Origin of the sequence: Nocardioides sp. NPDC057577, from assembly GCF_042801335.1 — a bacterium.
Taxonomy (GTDB): Bacteria; Actinomycetota; Actinomycetes; order Propionibacteriales; family Nocardioidaceae; genus Nocardioides.
The window spans coordinates 1-13,825 of record NZ_JBHVGB010000166.1 but is presented as its reverse complement, the minus strand read 5'-3'; the positions used below and the strand labels follow the sequence as shown (position 1 = coordinate 13,825).

Genomic DNA, 13,825 nt, shown 5'->3' with positions numbered 1-13,825 from the left:
GGCTCGGGTCGACGAGCCGGCGCCTTCGTGGTGCTGCGGTCTATCCCTCGGCGATCGCGTCCAGGCGCTTGACGGTCGCCTCGAACTCGGCGATGAGGTCGGCCATGACCGCGGCGACGGGGCGTACCTCGTTCATCCGGCCGACGATCTGTCCGACCGGCATCGCGACGACGTCCGGGTCCCCGGCGGCGTTGATGCGGTTGTGGGCGTCGGAGACGAGCAGGTTCTGCAGCGGCATCGGCAGCGGCGCGGGGGATCCCTCGGCCTCCCAGGCGTCGGTCCACTTCGACTTCAGGAGCCGGGCCGGTTTGCCGGTGTAGATCCGCATCCGGCGGGTGTCGGCGGAGGTGGCGCGGGTGAAGGCGCTCTCCCAGCCCGCGTGGGTGTTGAGGTTGCGGTACTCCGAGGTGCCGAGCCAGATGGAGCCGGTCCAGACGCCCTGCGCACCCAGCGCCAGCGACGCTGCGATCTGACGGCCCGAGCCGATCCCGCCGGCGCCCAGCACCGGTACGTCCGGCCCGACCGCGTCGACGATGTCGGGCTGGAGCACCATCGAGGCGATCTCCCCGGTGTGCCCACCGGCCTCGTAGCCCTGGGCGATGATGATGTCGACGCCGTTGGACACGTGCGAGACGGCGTGCTTGGGCGCCCCCGCGAGGGCGGCCACCTTGATCCCGTGCTCGTGCGCCTTCTCGATCACGTCGTTGGGCGGGGTGCCGAGCGCGTTCGCGATCAGCACCGGCCGGTGCTGCAGCGCGACGTCGACGTGCGAGCGCGCGGTCGAGTGCAGCCAGCCGAGCACGCCCTCGCGCCCCTCCCCCTCCGGCAGCGGCGGCACGCCCAGGGAGAGCAGCGTCTTGTCGACCCACTCGGTGTGCTCAGCCGGGATATAGGCCGACAGGTCGGTCGAGGTGCCCTCGGTCGGCACCTTCATCGGCATCACGACGTCGACGCCGTACGGCTTCCCGTCGGTGTTCTCGTCCATCCAGGTCAGGGTGCGGTCGAGCTCCTCGGCGTCGTTGAAGCGTACGCAGCCCAGCACGCCCAGCCCGCCGGCCTTGGAGACCTCCGCGGCCACGTGCTCCGAGGGGGTGAAGGCGAAGATCGGGTAGTCGATCCCGAACGCCTCGCACAGTGCCGTACGGATCATGCCTTTGCTCCTTCGGGGTCCTGCTCTGTTGCGGTCGCTTGGGTGGCCAGGGCGATCTCCTTGGCCTTGGGGTACTGGGCCTTGCCCGTGGCGTTGCGGGGGACCTCGTCGACGATCGTCAGGGCACGCGGCAGCTTGTAGCCGGACAGGTGAGCCCGCAGGAACGTACGCAGCCCCTCGAGCTCGATGGTCGCGCCGGGTCGCGGCTCGACGACCGCGGCGACCGCCTGGCCGAAGCGTTCGTCGGGGATGCCGACGACCAGCGTGTCGTAGACGTCGGGGTGCGCCTTGATGGCGGCCTCGACCTCCTCGGGGTAGACCTTCTCGCCGCCGGTGTTGATGCAGTTGGAGCCTCGGCCCAGCAGCGTGAGGCGGCCGCCCTCCTCGATCCGGGCGTTGTCGCCCGGGATCGCGTAGCGCTCGCCGTCGATCTCCACGAAAGTCTTCGCCGACTTCTCGGGGTCCTTGTAGTAGCCGACCGGCACGTGGCCCTTGCGCGCGGTGCGGCCGATCTTGCCGACGTCGGTGGCGAGGTCGAGGGGGTGGCCGTCGTCACCGATGACGGCAGTGTGCGGACCCGCGGTGACCACGGGGCCGTCGGTCGAGAGCGCGGAGGCGTCCTGCAGGCCGGTGCCCTGGAAGCCGGTCTCGGTCGAGCCGACCGAGTCGGTGAAGACCGCGTTCGGGAAGGCCCTCATCCAGCGTTCCTTGACCGACTTGGAGAAGATCGCGGCGCTCGAGGCGATGGCGAACAGCGACTGGCCGTCGAAGCTCTGCCCATTTCCGGGACCCGCCTCGTACGCGTCGATGAGCGGCACCGCCATCGCGTCACCGGTCATGAACATCATCTGGACCTTCTCGCGGTCGACGATCTCCCAGGTGCGTACCGGGTCGAACTTCGGTTCCAGGATCGTCACCTGGCCGGCGAAGAGGTGCATGAGCAGGCTCGCCTGGGCGCCGCCGTGCATCAGCGGGCTGAGCGGCAGGGTGATGAGCCCGTCGCCGGCGGCCTGCTTGGACTGGTCGTACTCCTCCAGCGGCACGCCGGTCATGAAGTCGATGCCGCCGCCGAGCACGCGCCAGAAGTCCTCGTGGCGCCACATCACGCCCTTGGGGAAGCCGGTGGTGCCGCCGGTGTAGATGACGTGGATGTCGTCGGCGCTGCGCTCGCCGAAGTCGCGGGCATCGGACTGCCCGGCCAACGCCTCCTCGAGGGTGACACCGCCGAACGGGCTGAGATCGGAGTCGTCGTGGGGCTCGAGCGGGTTGGGGACGGCGACGAACGTCGTCAGGCCCTCCAGCTTCGGGGAGACCTCGGCGACCAGCGGCGCGTAGACGCGGTCGTGGACCAGGGCCTTGAGGTCGGCGTTGCCGAAGAGGTACTCCAGCTCGGCGGCGACGTAGCGATAGTTCACGTTGATCGCCACCGCGCGGATCTTGAGGATCGCGAGCAGGGCGATGACGTGCTCGACGGAGTTCTTTGAGTAGAGCCCGACGTGATCGCCCTTCCCGATCCCCTGGCCGGCCAGGTAGTGGGCCAGCTTGTTGGACTCACGCTCGAGCTCGGCGTAAGTCACTGTGCGTTCGCCGACTTGGACGGACACCTTCTCAGGCGCGGCGTCGACGGCGTGTTCGAAGAGGTCAGCAAGGTTCAGCGCCATGACTGCGAGACTAGAACACGTTTCAGTTTTCCGCTAGGGTCTGGTGTTATGCCGATCACAGAAACTTCTGCTCAGCCGCACGCGATCGTCGAGCAGGACGGCCACAAGCTCATCGTCACGATGAACCGTCCCGAGCGCCGCAACGCCCTCTCCTCCGAGATGATGCGGATCATGGAGGACGCCTGGGACCGGGTGAACTCCGACCCGGAGATCCGGGTCTGCATCCTGACCGGCGCCGGCGGCTACTTCTGTGCCGGGATGGACCTGAAGAAGGCGGACGAGAAGCCGCCCTCGGAGTCCTTCAAGGAGGGCTTCGACCCGACGGTGATCAAGGGGCTGCTCAAGGGCTTCCGGCTCACCAAGCCGCTCATCGCGGCCGTCGAGGGTCCCGCCATCGCCGGCGGCACCGAGATCCTGCAGGGCACCGACATCCGGGTGGCCGGCGAGTCGGCCAAGTTCGGCGTCGCCGAGGCCCGCTGGTCGCTCTACCCGCTGGGCGGCTCCGCGGTCCGTCTCCCCCGTCAGATCCCCTACACCGTCGCCGCCGAGCTGCTGCTGACCGGACGTACGCTGCTCGCCCCCGAGGCCAAGGAGCTCGGACTCATCGGCCACGTCGTCCCCGACGGCACCGCGCTCGAGAAGGCCCACGAGCTCGCCGACATGATCGCCGCCAACGGGCCTCTGGCCGTCCAGGCGATCCTCCGCACCATGCGGGAGTCCGAGGGCAAGCACGAGGAGGAGGCCTGGGCCGACGATGCCAAGGTGGGCGCCGCCGTGTTCGCCTCCGAGGACGCCAAGGAGGGCCCCAAGGCCTTCCTGGAGAAGCGCAAGCCCGAGTTCAAGGGACGCTGAGCCTCAGACCCGCCCCTTCACGTACGCAGCCCCGGCAGCATCCGGGGAAGCAGCCCACGGCGCAGCACCAGCAGCAGATGGACGCCGAGCGCGACGAAGAACGCGACGTGGGCCGCTACGTGCAGGGCCACCAGGTCGTCGGAGACCGCCACCAGCGCGAGACCGGTGGCCGGGACGACGAACATCAGTGCGAGCAGCACCCGCTCGGTCACATGGGCGACCCGCCGGTCGGCCGCGGTCAGTCGCGGGTCCCACGGCGGCAGCGAGGCGATCAGACGCCATCCCAGCCGCAGGCCGCCCAGCAGAAGGATCGCCAGGCCGAGCAGGAGGTGCAGCTCGGGCAGCGCGATGCCGTCGAGGCCGATCCGGCCGTCCCACAGGTCGGCCCAGGCCGTGGCGAGCGCACCGTCCTCACCCGTCCGGGCCTCGCACACGTCCTCGAGGCGGTCCAGACGCTCCTCCTCCGCGTCGGAGGTGTCGCCGCCGCTGCGGTCCTCCCCCGGCGGGTCGCAGTCGGTCTCCGTCGACATCGAGTAGCCGACCACGAACTGCAGCACGAACGCGGCGACGGTCAGCCAGTGCAGGGTCTTGGCGACGACCCCGTAGCCCGTTGCTGTCGCGCCTGACATCGGGAGCCAGCGTAGCGGGCCGCGGGACGCATCGTGTCGGATCGGCACGAGGCCGTTCGTAGCGTTGATGAGCGTCGACGTCCGCGGCGCCTGACCACTGCTTGGAGGAGCCCATGTCCGACACCACACGCACCCCCGTCCGTCTGTCCATGTCCATGACGCTGGACGGATTCGTCACCGGCCCCGACGACCGCCACGGTCACGGGCTTGGACGGGGCGGCGGGCGAATATTCGCCTGGCTCGACGACAGGCACGACGCCGGCGTGAACGGCGACGTCTACCGCGAGTACCTCGCCACCGGGGCGTTGATCTCCGGTCGGCGTACCTATGAGCTCGCCGACCGCTGGGGCGGGGACCACCACGACGGCGTGCCGATCCACGTGCTCACCCACCATCCCGACGACGTCCCGCCGGGCAGCGCCCGCTACTTCACCGACGTCGACCGGTGCGCCGAGGAGGCGCGCGCGGCGGCCGGCGACAAGGTCGTCATGGCGCACGGCGCCGGACTGGCCCAGGCGCTCCTCGCCGCCGGCCAGCTCGACGAGATCGAGATCCATCTCGTACCCGTGCTCCTCGGCGCCGGGCGACGGCTCTTCCCCGAGGAGGGCGTCGGGCCCGTCGAGCTCGAGCCCATCCGGCGCCTCGAGGGACGCGGGGTGACCCACCTCCGCTACGCCGTGCGGTACCCCTGACCCGGCTCAGCCCGAGAAGCGAGCCCGCAGGGCCTTCTTGTCGGGCTTTCCGAGCGCGGTCATCGGGATCGCGTCGATCTCGATGACCGTCTTCGGTGCCTGGACCGAGCCCTTCCGCTCCTTGACCAGAGCCTGGATCTCGGCGACGACCGCGTCGTCGAGAGCGGCCCCGGGACGTACGACGACAACGGCCGTCACCGCCTCGCCGAACTTCTCGTGCGGGGTGCCGATGACGGCGACCTGGGCGACGGCGGGGTGGGTCGCGATGACGTCCTCGACCTCGCGCGGGAAGACGTTGAAGCCGCCGGTGACGATCATGTCCTTGGTGCGGTCGACGATGTACCAGAAGCCGTCCTCGTCCTCCCGGGCGACGTCGCCGGTGTGCATCCAGCCGTCCCTGAACGTCTCGGCGGTGACCTCCGGCAGCTGCCAGTAGCCACCGGAGAGCAGCGGTCCGGCGACGCAGATCTCGCCGGGCTCCCCCGGAGCGACCGGGGTGCCGTCGGCGCCGATCAGGGCCGTCCGCACGAGCGCAGAGGGGCGGCCGCAGGACGTGAGTCGGTGGGTCGCGGGAGTGCCGTCGGCGTTCACGTGGTCGCCCTTGGCGAAGTAGGTGATCGCCATCGGCGCCTCGGACTGGCCGTAGTACTGGGCGAAGATCGGTCCGAACCGCTCGATCGCCTCGGCCAGGCGCACCGGGTTGATCGCCGAGGCGCCGTAGTAGACGGTCTCGAGCGAGGACAGGTCGCGGGTGCGGGAGTCGGGGTGGTCCAGCAGCGCGTAGAGCATCGTCGGAACCACCATGAGCGAGGAGATCCGCTCGCGCTCGATGGTCGCGAGCACCTCGGCCGGGTCGAACCTCGGCAGCACGAAGAGGGTCCCGCCCTTGATCACGACCGGCACGAAGAAGGCGGCGCCGGCGTGCGAGAGCGGCGTGCACATCAGGAAGCGGGGCGACTCGGGCCACTCCCACTCCGAGAGCTGCACCTGGGTCATCGTCGCGAACGACCCAGCCAGCCCGATCACGCCCTTCGGCTTCCCTGTCGTCCCGCCCGTGTAGGTGATCGAGGTGACGTGTCCGGGCGGCAGCAGCCGCGCGGTCAGCGGCTCGACCTCGTAGGTCGCCGCGGCGGCGACCAGGTCGACCCCGACCTCCGCCAGCTGCGACGGCACCGGCCCGATGGTGAGCACCTGCTTGAGCCCGGGGCACAGCTCGAGCAGCTCGACCGCCCGGTCGGCGAAGTAGGGGTCGATGACGATGCCGGTGATGCCGGCGTCGTTGATCACGTACGCCTGGTCCTCGGCGCTCCCCAGCGGGTGCAGCGAGGTGCGCTGGAAACCCTGGGTCTGGCCGGCGCCGAGGATGAAGAGCACCTCGGGACGGTTGAGCGCGAGCAGCGCGGTCGCCGAGCCGGTGCCGGCGCCGAGCGCCTCGAACGCCTGGACGTACTGGCTGATCCGCGCCGACACCTCCGCCCCGGTCAGGCTCACGTCGCCGAGATGGATGATCGGACGGTTCTTGTGGCGCTCGAGCGCCGAGACCATCAGATGACCGTTGTGGGGACCGATGCGGCTGGTATCCATGCTCGCACCCTACCGCGAAACTAGAACGTGTTCTATAGGTTGGAGCGGGAGTCTCAGGCGTCGCCGACGTGCTCCCGGTCGCCGCCGTCCACCTGCTGCCGTGCCCAGCGGGGCAGGATGAAGATCCCTTCGGCCTCGACGCACAGCACCGGCTCGGAGCCGTCGGCCGGCCGGGTCAGCAGACGGCCTCGTACGATCGCCTTCACTCCCTCGGTCGATGCGATCCGCGCCTCACCGCGCAGCGGGCCCAGCGGGGTCCCGTGCTTGTAGACGATCGTCAGGGTGCCGGTCATCCCGGGGCGACCACCCGCCGAGGCGGCCTCGCCGAGCAGCTGGTCCAGGATCAGCGAGGAGACACCACCGTGGACCAGTCCGGGCGGTCCCTCGTACGCGGGCCCGAGCTCGAAGTCGGCCCAGACGTCCTCGCCGTCGCGCTGGACCGCCAGCGGCGGGGCGAAGGCGTTCCCCTTCCCGACCACCGGGTTGCCGTAGTTGCGGAAGCCTCCGTCGGGCCCGAACCGGACCCCGTGCGGCCCCGGCAGCGCGTCCGCGAGCAGGTCGTCGGTCAGGGCCTCGACCCGGCTGCGTACGTCGTCGAGGACCGCGTCGGGGACCTGGGTGCGTACGACCGCGTCGACGAGCCTGCGCACCGAGTCGGTCAGCGGGACCAGGGTGGCCTCGCGCTCCTTGATCTCGGCCTTGGTCATGTCGTCGTGGACGTATCCGGGAGGCGCCTGCGGGTGCTGGGAACGTCCGTAGTGCATCGACATCTGGATCCTCACGTTCAGGATGGGGGCAGCAGGATGGGGTGAGCGAGCGTCAGCGAGCGAACCATCAGCACAACTCGCCGTCGCGTCCGTATTCTCGCGCTTGCGCTACGGAGGCGACGGCGTGGCCTCACCGTAGACGTGGTCGGTGTCGAGGTGGCAGTGGGTCCCCGGATAGATGGTCGACATGCACAGGTTGCAGTGGGTGCACCTCGACACGGTCTCGGGGTCAGCCTGGAGCCGGTTGACCAGATCCGGCTCCCGGAGCAGCGCGCGAGCCATCGCGACGTACTCGAAGCCCTCGTCCATCGCGGTGCGCATCCCGGTCAGATCGGTGACCCCGCCGAGGAGCACCAGCGGCATCGTGAGGGCGCGGCGGAACTCGCGGGCGTTGTCGAGGAAGTAGAGCGGCTTGTAGGGGTACTCCTTGAAGAAGCCCTTCCCCACCATCCGCATGCCCATCCTGATCACCGGGTGCAGCGGCATGTTGGCCGCCATCTCGCGGTAGGGGGCGTCGCCACGGAAGAGGTACATCGGGTTCATGAACGAGGAGCCGCCGGTGAGCTCGAGCGCGTCGAGGTGACCGTCGGCCTCCAGCAGCCGCGCGAAGTCGAGAGACTCCGGCAGGTCGAACCCGCCGCGGTAGCCGTCGCGCATGTTCATCTTGGCCAGCACGGCGACCTGGCCGCCACCCTCTTGGGCCACCGCCTCCCGCACCGCGGCAAGGATGCGCCGCGGGAACGAAGCCCGGTTGGCCGGCGACCCGCCGAACTCGTCGGTGCGCGGGTTGAGCCGCGGGCTGAGGAAGGAGCTGGGCAGGTAGTTGTGGCCGAGGTGGATCTCGATCGCGTCGAACCCGGTCTCGACCGCCATCCGTGCCGCGGCGGCGTGCTGCTCGACCACCCGGGCGAGGTCCTCCGCGGTCGCGGCGCGGTTGAACGCCATCCCGAGCGCGTTGAACGACCGCGTCGGCGCCAGCGACGGCACCCCGTTGGACTTGGCGTTGGCCACCGGCCCCGCGTGTCCGATCTGGGCCGAGACCTTGGCGCCGGTCGCGTGGACCTCCTCGGTCAGCCGCCGCAGCCCGGCCAGCGCCTCCGGGCGCCAGTAGATGCAGTCGGCATGCGTACGTCCCTCCGGGGCCACCGCGAGATAGGCCACCGTGGTCATCCCGACGCCGCCCTCGGCGACGGCGAGGTGGTAGTCGATCAGCCGGTCCGAGACCAGCGCGCCAGGCGAGGCCCCCTCGAAGGTGGCGGCCTTGATCACCCGGTTGCGCAGGGTCACCGGACCCAGCGTCGCCGGAGCCAGCGGGTCGGTCGTGGAATCGGTCACGCGCGCACCTTCCTGAACTCGCGCATCCTGCGCAGATAGCCCCGCAGACGTCTGCCGGGCACCGGCCGCGGCCAGTCGTCGGCCCGGAACCAGGCGTCGGTGCCGCCGTCGACCACGACGACGCTGCCGACCATGAAGTCCGCGGCCGAGCCGAGCATGTGGATCACCCAGTCGGCGAGCAGGCCCGGGTCGCCGTAGCCTCCGGCCGGCACCGGGAAGGACTTGATCTGCTTCGCCTCGCTCGGCGTCGCCAACTGCTTCTCCAGCAACGGCGTCAGCACCGCGCCCGGCGCGATCGCGTTGAGCCGGATCCCTGCTCCCACCCAGCCCGGCTCGACCGCGCGCCGCCGCACCCAGCGGGTCACCGCGACCTTCGAGCCGCCGTAGGCCATCGCCGGCGCCCCCTTCCCGAAGATCCGGTACGCCTTCAGCGCCCGCTCCGCGTCGCCCTCGAGCAGCGCGGCCACCGCCCGGCTCGGGACCAGCGGCATCGTCGTGGTCGAGTTGCTCGAGAACACCACGACCTTCGCGCCACCGGCTGCGGCCAGCGCCTCGCGCCAGCCTTCGAGGAGCTCGACGACGCCGAAGTAGTTGACCTCGGTGATCAGCGCCGGCCGCTCCCGGCCCGGCGCAGGCCCGAGACCCGCCGCGAGGACGGCCCCGTCGAGCCGGCCGCCGCACGCGGCGAGCACCTTCTCGGTGGCGTCGCGACGGCCTTCGGGGGTCGACAGGTCGGCGACGACATCGGCCTCGGCGATGTCGACGGTGATCACCCGGTGCCCAGCGGCGAGGAGCCGTTCGACCACCGCGGCCCCCATCCCCGAGGCCGACCCGGTGACGGCGTAGACCTCCGTCATCCGATCACCTCGGCGATGCGATGGACGTCAGCGGCCGAGCCGAGGCTCAGCAGCAGGGTGGTGACACCGGTCTCCTCCCACTGGGCCACCTTCTCGCGTACCTCGCCCTCGGTGCCGATGATGTGCAGGTCGTCGACGAGCTCGTCGGGGATGAGCGCGGTGGCCTTCTCCTTCTCGCCGGTCAGATAGAGGGCCTGGACCTGGCCGGCGAGCTCGGCGTAGCCCATCCGCTCGAAGACCTGGTTGTGGAAGTTCTGCTCCTTGGCACCCATCCCGCCCATGTAGAGGGCCGCGAACGGCTTCATCGCCTCGAGCGTCGCCTGCTTCTCCTCCGCGTTCGCGACGACCTGGAGGTGGCAGGTCGCGGCGATCTCGAAGTCGTCGGCGGTGCGCCGCGCGCCGGGTCGCGCGAAGCCCTCGGCCAGCCAGTCGGCGTACATCGGGGCGGACCGCGGCGTGTAGAAGATCGGGATCCAGCCGTCGGCGATCTCGGCGGTCTGCGCGACGTTCTTGGGGCCTTCGGCGCCGAGCCAGATCGGGATGTCGGCGCGCAACGGGTGCACGATCGGCTTGAGCGGCTTGCCGAGCCCGACCGAACCCTCGCCCGTGAACGGCAGCGGGTAGTGCGGCCCGTCGTTGGTCACCGGCGCCTCTCGCGCAAGCACCTGGCGGACGATCGAGACGACCTCGCGGGTGCGGGCCAGCGGCTTGCCGAAGGGCTGGCCGTACCACCCCTCGACCACCTGCGGACCGCTCACGCCGAGCCCGAGGACGAACCGGCCACCGGAGAGGTGATCGAGCGTCAGCGCGTGCATCGCGATCGAGGTCGGCGTACGTCCCGACATCTGCACGATCGAGGTGCCGAGCCGGACCCGCGAGGTCTCCCGACCCCACCAGGCCAGCGGCGTGAACGCGTCGCTCCCCCACGCTTCGGCGGTGAAGATCGCGTCGAACCCCGCCTCCTCGGCGGCGGCGACGAGCTCGCCCACCCCGGTCGGTGGCTGTGCTCCCCAGTAGCCCAGCTGTAGCCCCAGCTTCACTCTCATCGACTCCTTCGTCCGCGGCTCCGCCGCCGATCGGCAGGGCGTACGGGTTGTGGCCAATACTAGAACGTGTTTCACTTTCTGTCATGAGTCGCACCTTGCAGGCACCCGTGACGGTCGCCTTCGACTACACCAGATCCACAGGCCCGGTGATCGGCCGCTTCCTCACCGGGCTGCGGGACACCACCATCGTCGGCGGCCGGCTCGGCGACGGTCGAGTCGCCGTCCCACCACCTGAGTACGATCCGGTCACGCACCAGGCCGTGACCGAGTTCGTCGAGCTCCCCGACACCGGCACGGTCGCCTCGTGGACCTGGGTCAGCGAGCCCGTCGCCGGCCAGCCGTTCGACAAGCCGTTCGCGTGGGCCCTGATCACCGTCGACGGCGCCGACACCCCCTGGCTGCACGCGGTCGAGGTCGCCTCCTCCGACGACATCGAGACCGGGATGAAGGTCCGCGCCCGCTGGGCCGAGGAGCGGACCGGGTCGGTCAACGACCTGGTCTTCGAGCCCGACGAGGGCGCCGCTCGCGGGGCCACCACGCCTGCCGGCGACAGCGAGCAGGTCAGCCGGATCGTGACGCCGGTCAGCCTCGACTACCACTACGCGGCCTCGCCGGAGGAGTCCTCGTTCTTCCGCGGCCTGGCCGAGGGCCGGATCCTGGGCCAGCGGTGCCCGAAGTGCCGCAAGGTCTACGTCCCGCCGCGCGGCGCCTGCCCGACCGACGGAGTACCGACCGCGGAAGAGATCGAGCTCTCCCACGTCGGCACGGTGACCACCTTCTGCATCGTCAACGTCCCGTTCCTGGGACAGAAGATCAAGCCGCCCTACGTCTCCGCGTACGTCCTCCTCGACGGCGCCGACATCGCGCTGCAGCACCTGATCCTGGACATCCCGGCCGAGGAGGTCCGGATGGGCATGCGGGTCGAGGCGGTCTGGAAGCCGCGCGACGAGTGGGGCACCAGCATCGAGAACATCAGCCACTTCGCGCCGGCCGACGAGCCGGACGCGGACTTCGACAGCTACAAGCACCACCTGTGAGGAGCGCTCAGTGAGAGACGTTGCCGTCGTCGGGTTCGCCCAGCGACAGATGAAGGACTTCGACGGGTCGCCGAGCATGGCCGAGCTGCTCGTGCCGATCCTGGCCGAGTGCTACGAGCAGACCGGATGGGCCAAGAAGGACATCGGGTTCTGGTGCTCGGGCTCGTCCGACTACCTGGCCGGCCGGTCGTTCTCGTTCGTGAGCGCGATCGACGCGATCGGGGTACTGCCTCCGGTCAACGAGTCGCACGTCGAGATGGACGCCGCCTGGGCCCTCTACGAGGCCTGGCTGAAGATCCAGACCGGCGAGGTCGACACCGCGCTGGTCTTCGGCTTCGGCAAGGCGTCGGCCGGCGTGCTGCGCCGGACGCTGACGCTGCAGCTCGACCCCTACACGATGACGCCGCTGTGGCCCGACACCGTCTCCCTGGCCGCGCTCCAGGCGCGCCTCGGGCTCGACGCCGGACTCTGGGACGAGACGGCTCTGGCCGAGGTCGTCAACCGGTCGCTGACCGATGCGGAGAAGAACGAGTACGCGGTCCGTGCCGGCGGCTCCTCGGTGGGCGAGCTGCTCGCCCGGCCGATGTTCGCCGACCCGCTGCGCAAGCACGACTGCGCTCCGGTGACCGACGGCGCGGCCGCGATCGTGCTCGCCGCCGGCGACCGCGCCTACGACGCCAACCAGCGTCCGGCCTGGATCACCGGGATCGCGCACAGCTCCGACGGTCTCCACCTCGGCACCCGCGACCTGACCATCTCCGGATCGGCCGAGCGGGCAGCGGCTGCCGTGGGCGGCACCGCGGGTGTCCAGGTCGCCGAGCTGCACGCGCCGTTCAGCCACCAGGAGCTCGTCCTGCGCTCGGCACTCGGGCTCGGGGACGACGTCGCGGTCAGTCCTTCGGGTGGAGCGCTCGCCGCCAACCCGATGTTCAGCGCCGGAGCGATCCGGATCGGCGAGGCCGCGAAGCGGATCTGGGACGGGTCGGTCGACAAGGTGCTCGGCCACGCGACCAGCGGGCCCGCACTGCAGCAGAACCTCGTGTGCGTGATGGAAGGACGAAACTGATGGGCAAGACCCCAGCCGCCGTGGTCGGGATCGGCCAGACCCACCACCGCGCGAAGCGCGAGGACGTCTCGATGGCCGGGCTGTGCCGCGAGGCGATGGACCGGGCGCTCGAGGACGCCGGACTGACCTTCGACGAGATCGACGCCATCGTCATCGGCAAGGCACCGGACCTGTTCGAGGGCGTGATGATGCCCGAGCTCTACCTCGCCGAGGCGCTGGGCGCGGCCGGCAAGCCGCTGCTCCGGGTGCACACCGCCGGGTCGGTGGGCGGCTCGACCGCCATCGTCGCCTCCTCGCTGGTGCAGGCCGGCGTCCACAAGCGCGTTCTCACGGTGGCCTTCGAGAAGCAGTCGGAGTCCAACGCGATGTGGGCGCTCTCGGTGCCGATCCCGTTCGTGATGCCGGTCCACGCCGGCGCGGGCGGCTACTTCGCCCCGCACGTACGCTCCTACATCCGCCGCTCCGAGGCGCCCTCGCACATCGGCGCGATCGTCGCGGCCAAGGACCGCAACAACGCGCTGAAGAACCCCTACGCGCACCTGCACAACGAAGGCACCACGGTGGAGTCCGTGCTGGCGAGCCAGATGCTCTGGGACCCGATCCACTACGACGAGACCTGCCCGTCCTCCGACGGCGCCTGCGCGATGGTGATCGCCGCCGAGGACGTCGCCAAGACGTACGAGGCGCCCGCCTGGATCCACGGCACCGTGATGCGCTCCGAGCCCACCTCGGCCGCCGAGCGCGACCAGGTCAACCCGCAGGCGGGACGCGAGGCAGCGGCGGCGCTGTGGAAAGCGACCGGGATCACCGACCCGGCCCGCGAGATCGACTGTGCCGAGATCTACGTGCCGTTCGCCTGGTTCGAGCCGATGTGGCTCGAGAACCTCGGCTTCGCCGCCGAGGGCTCGGGCTGGAAGCTCACCGAGGCCGGCGAGACCGCGATCGGCGGCAGCCTGCCGGTCAACATGAGCGGCGGCGTACTCTCCTCCAACCCGATCGGCGCCTCCGGCATGCTCCGCTTCGCCGAGGCCGCTCTGCAGGTCCGGGGCCGCGCCGGCGAGCACCAGGTCGACGGCGCCCGCCGGGCGCTCGGCCACGCCTACGGCGGCGGGTCGCAGTTCTTCTCGATGTGGGTCGTGGGCTCGCAGC

General features: G+C 70.5%; 13 protein-coding genes. 5 read left to right on the top strand and 8 right to left on the bottom strand.

The genetic code is table 11. From position 1 onward, the window contains the following. Positions 1-40: 40 nt before the first annotated feature. Together ACFU7D_RS24180 and ACFU7D_RS24175 are read right to left on the bottom strand one after the other, a co-directional pair. Positions 41-1,150 carry an NAD(P)H-dependent flavin oxidoreductase gene (locus ACFU7D_RS24180; RefSeq protein WP_378872084.1) on the bottom strand — a complete coding sequence of 370 codons (1,110 nt, stop codon included), beginning with the start codon at positions 1,148-1,150 and terminating at the stop codon, positions 41-43. Next, a complete protein-coding gene (locus tag ACFU7D_RS24175; protein WP_378872081.1) occupies positions 1,147-2,811 on the bottom strand; it encodes an acyl-CoA synthetase in 1,665 nt (554 codons plus the stop codon). The genes ACFU7D_RS24180 and ACFU7D_RS24175 overlap by 4 nt, the downstream gene beginning before the upstream one ends. A 48-nt stretch (positions 2,812-2,859) precedes the next feature. Between ACFU7D_RS24175 and ACFU7D_RS24170 the strand changes: the two genes are divergently transcribed. Continuing rightward, positions 2,860-3,663: a crotonase/enoyl-CoA hydratase family protein gene (locus ACFU7D_RS24170; RefSeq protein ID WP_378872079.1), complete on the top strand. Its 804-nt coding sequence runs from the start codon at positions 2,860-2,862 to the stop codon at positions 3,661-3,663. Positions 3,664-3,680: 17 nt separating this feature from the next. On the opposite strand, the gene ACFU7D_RS24165 is transcribed toward ACFU7D_RS24170, so the two are convergent. After that, positions 3,681-4,292 (bottom strand): cytochrome b/b6 domain-containing protein, encoded by a 612-nt coding sequence (locus tag ACFU7D_RS24165; protein WP_378872076.1) that lies wholly within the window; start codon positions 4,290-4,292, stop codon positions 3,681-3,683. Positions 4,293-4,405: 113 nt separating this feature from the next. On the opposite strand from ACFU7D_RS24165, the gene ACFU7D_RS24160 reads away from it, so the two are divergent. Beyond that, the gene (locus ACFU7D_RS24160; RefSeq protein WP_378872073.1) at positions 4,406-4,984 is read left to right on the top strand and encodes a dihydrofolate reductase family protein; all 579 of its coding nucleotides are present in this window, start codon (positions 4,406-4,408) and stop codon (positions 4,982-4,984) included. A gap of 6 nt (positions 4,985-4,990) precedes the next feature. On the opposite strand, the gene fadD8 is transcribed toward ACFU7D_RS24160, so the two are convergent. The 5 genes from fadD8 to ACFU7D_RS24135 all read right to left on the bottom strand — a co-directional run bounded on the left by fadD8 (position 4,991) and on the right by ACFU7D_RS24135 (position 10,573). Continuing rightward, a complete protein-coding gene (gene fadD8, locus ACFU7D_RS24155) occupies positions 4,991-6,568 on the bottom strand; it encodes a fatty-acid--CoA ligase FadD8 (RefSeq protein WP_378872070.1) in 1,578 nt (525 codons plus the stop codon). 53 nt (positions 6,569-6,621) lie between these two features. Then, entirely contained in the window at positions 6,622-7,338 is a 717-nt protein-coding gene (locus ACFU7D_RS24150; RefSeq protein WP_378872068.1) for a PaaI family thioesterase, read from the bottom strand. A 105-nt stretch (positions 7,339-7,443) separates the two neighbouring features. Beyond that, the gene (locus tag ACFU7D_RS24145) at positions 7,444-8,670 is read right to left on the bottom strand and encodes an NADH:flavin oxidoreductase (RefSeq protein ID WP_378872065.1); all 1,227 of its coding nucleotides are present in this window, start codon (positions 8,668-8,670) and stop codon (positions 7,444-7,446) included. Then, positions 8,667-9,527, bottom strand: coding sequence for an SDR family oxidoreductase (locus tag ACFU7D_RS24140; RefSeq protein ID WP_378872063.1), 861 nt, complete (start codon positions 9,525-9,527; stop codon positions 8,667-8,669). The genes ACFU7D_RS24145 and ACFU7D_RS24140 overlap by 4 nt, the downstream gene beginning before the upstream one ends. After that, positions 9,524-10,573: an LLM class F420-dependent oxidoreductase gene (locus ACFU7D_RS24135; protein ID WP_378732185.1), complete on the bottom strand. Its 1,050-nt coding sequence runs from the start codon at positions 10,571-10,573 to the stop codon at positions 9,524-9,526. Before ACFU7D_RS24135 ends, ACFU7D_RS24140 begins: the two co-directional genes overlap by 4 nt. 83 nt (positions 10,574-10,656) lie before the next feature. On the opposite strand from ACFU7D_RS24135, the gene ACFU7D_RS24130 reads away from it, so the two are divergent. The 3 genes from ACFU7D_RS24130 to ACFU7D_RS24120 form a co-directional block, all read left to right on the top strand. Beyond that, a complete protein-coding gene (locus tag ACFU7D_RS24130) occupies positions 10,657-11,610 on the top strand; it encodes a Zn-ribbon domain-containing OB-fold protein (protein ID WP_378872060.1) in 954 nt (317 codons plus the stop codon). Between the two features lie 10 nt (positions 11,611-11,620). Next, positions 11,621-12,676 carry a thiolase domain-containing protein gene (locus ACFU7D_RS24125; RefSeq protein WP_378872058.1) on the top strand — a complete coding sequence of 352 codons (1,056 nt, stop codon included), beginning with the start codon at positions 11,621-11,623 and terminating at the stop codon, positions 12,674-12,676. After that, a partial coding sequence (locus ACFU7D_RS24120) for a thiolase domain-containing protein (protein ID WP_378872055.1) occupies positions 12,676-13,825 on the top strand: 1,150 nt, incomplete at its 3' end. The genes ACFU7D_RS24125 and ACFU7D_RS24120, both read left to right, overlap by 1 nt.

Bases quoted from the DNA above. Each gene is read 5' to 3' on its own strand.
- ACFU7D_RS24180 (WP_378872084.1), bottom strand. From the start codon at position 1,150: ATGATCCGTACGGCACTGTGCGAGGCGTTCGGGATCGACTACCCGATC.
- ACFU7D_RS24175 (WP_378872081.1), bottom strand. From the start codon at position 2,811: ATGGCGCTGAACCTTGCTGACCTCTTCGAACACGCCGTCGACGCCGCG.
- ACFU7D_RS24170 (WP_378872079.1), top strand. From the start codon at position 2,860: ATGCCGATCACAGAAACTTCTGCTCAGCCGCACGCGATCGTCGAGCAG.
- ACFU7D_RS24165 (WP_378872076.1), bottom strand. From the start codon at position 4,292: ATGTCAGGCGCGACAGCAACGGGCTACGGGGTCGTCGCCAAGACCCTG.
- ACFU7D_RS24160 (WP_378872073.1), top strand. From the start codon at position 4,406: ATGTCCGACACCACACGCACCCCCGTCCGTCTGTCCATGTCCATGACG.
- fadD8 (WP_378872070.1), bottom strand. From the start codon at position 6,568: ATGGATACCAGCCGCATCGGTCCCCACAACGGTCATCTGATGGTCTCG.
- ACFU7D_RS24150 (WP_378872068.1), bottom strand. From the start codon at position 7,338: ATGTCGATGCACTACGGACGTTCCCAGCACCCGCAGGCGCCTCCCGGA.
- ACFU7D_RS24140 (WP_378872063.1), bottom strand. From the start codon at position 9,527: ATGACGGAGGTCTACGCCGTCACCGGGTCGGCCTCGGGGATGGGGGCC.
- ACFU7D_RS24135 (WP_378732185.1), bottom strand. From the start codon at position 10,573: ATGAGAGTGAAGCTGGGGCTACAGCTGGGCTACTGGGGAGCACAGCCA.
- ACFU7D_RS24130 (WP_378872060.1), top strand. From the start codon at position 10,657: ATGAGTCGCACCTTGCAGGCACCCGTGACGGTCGCCTTCGACTACACC.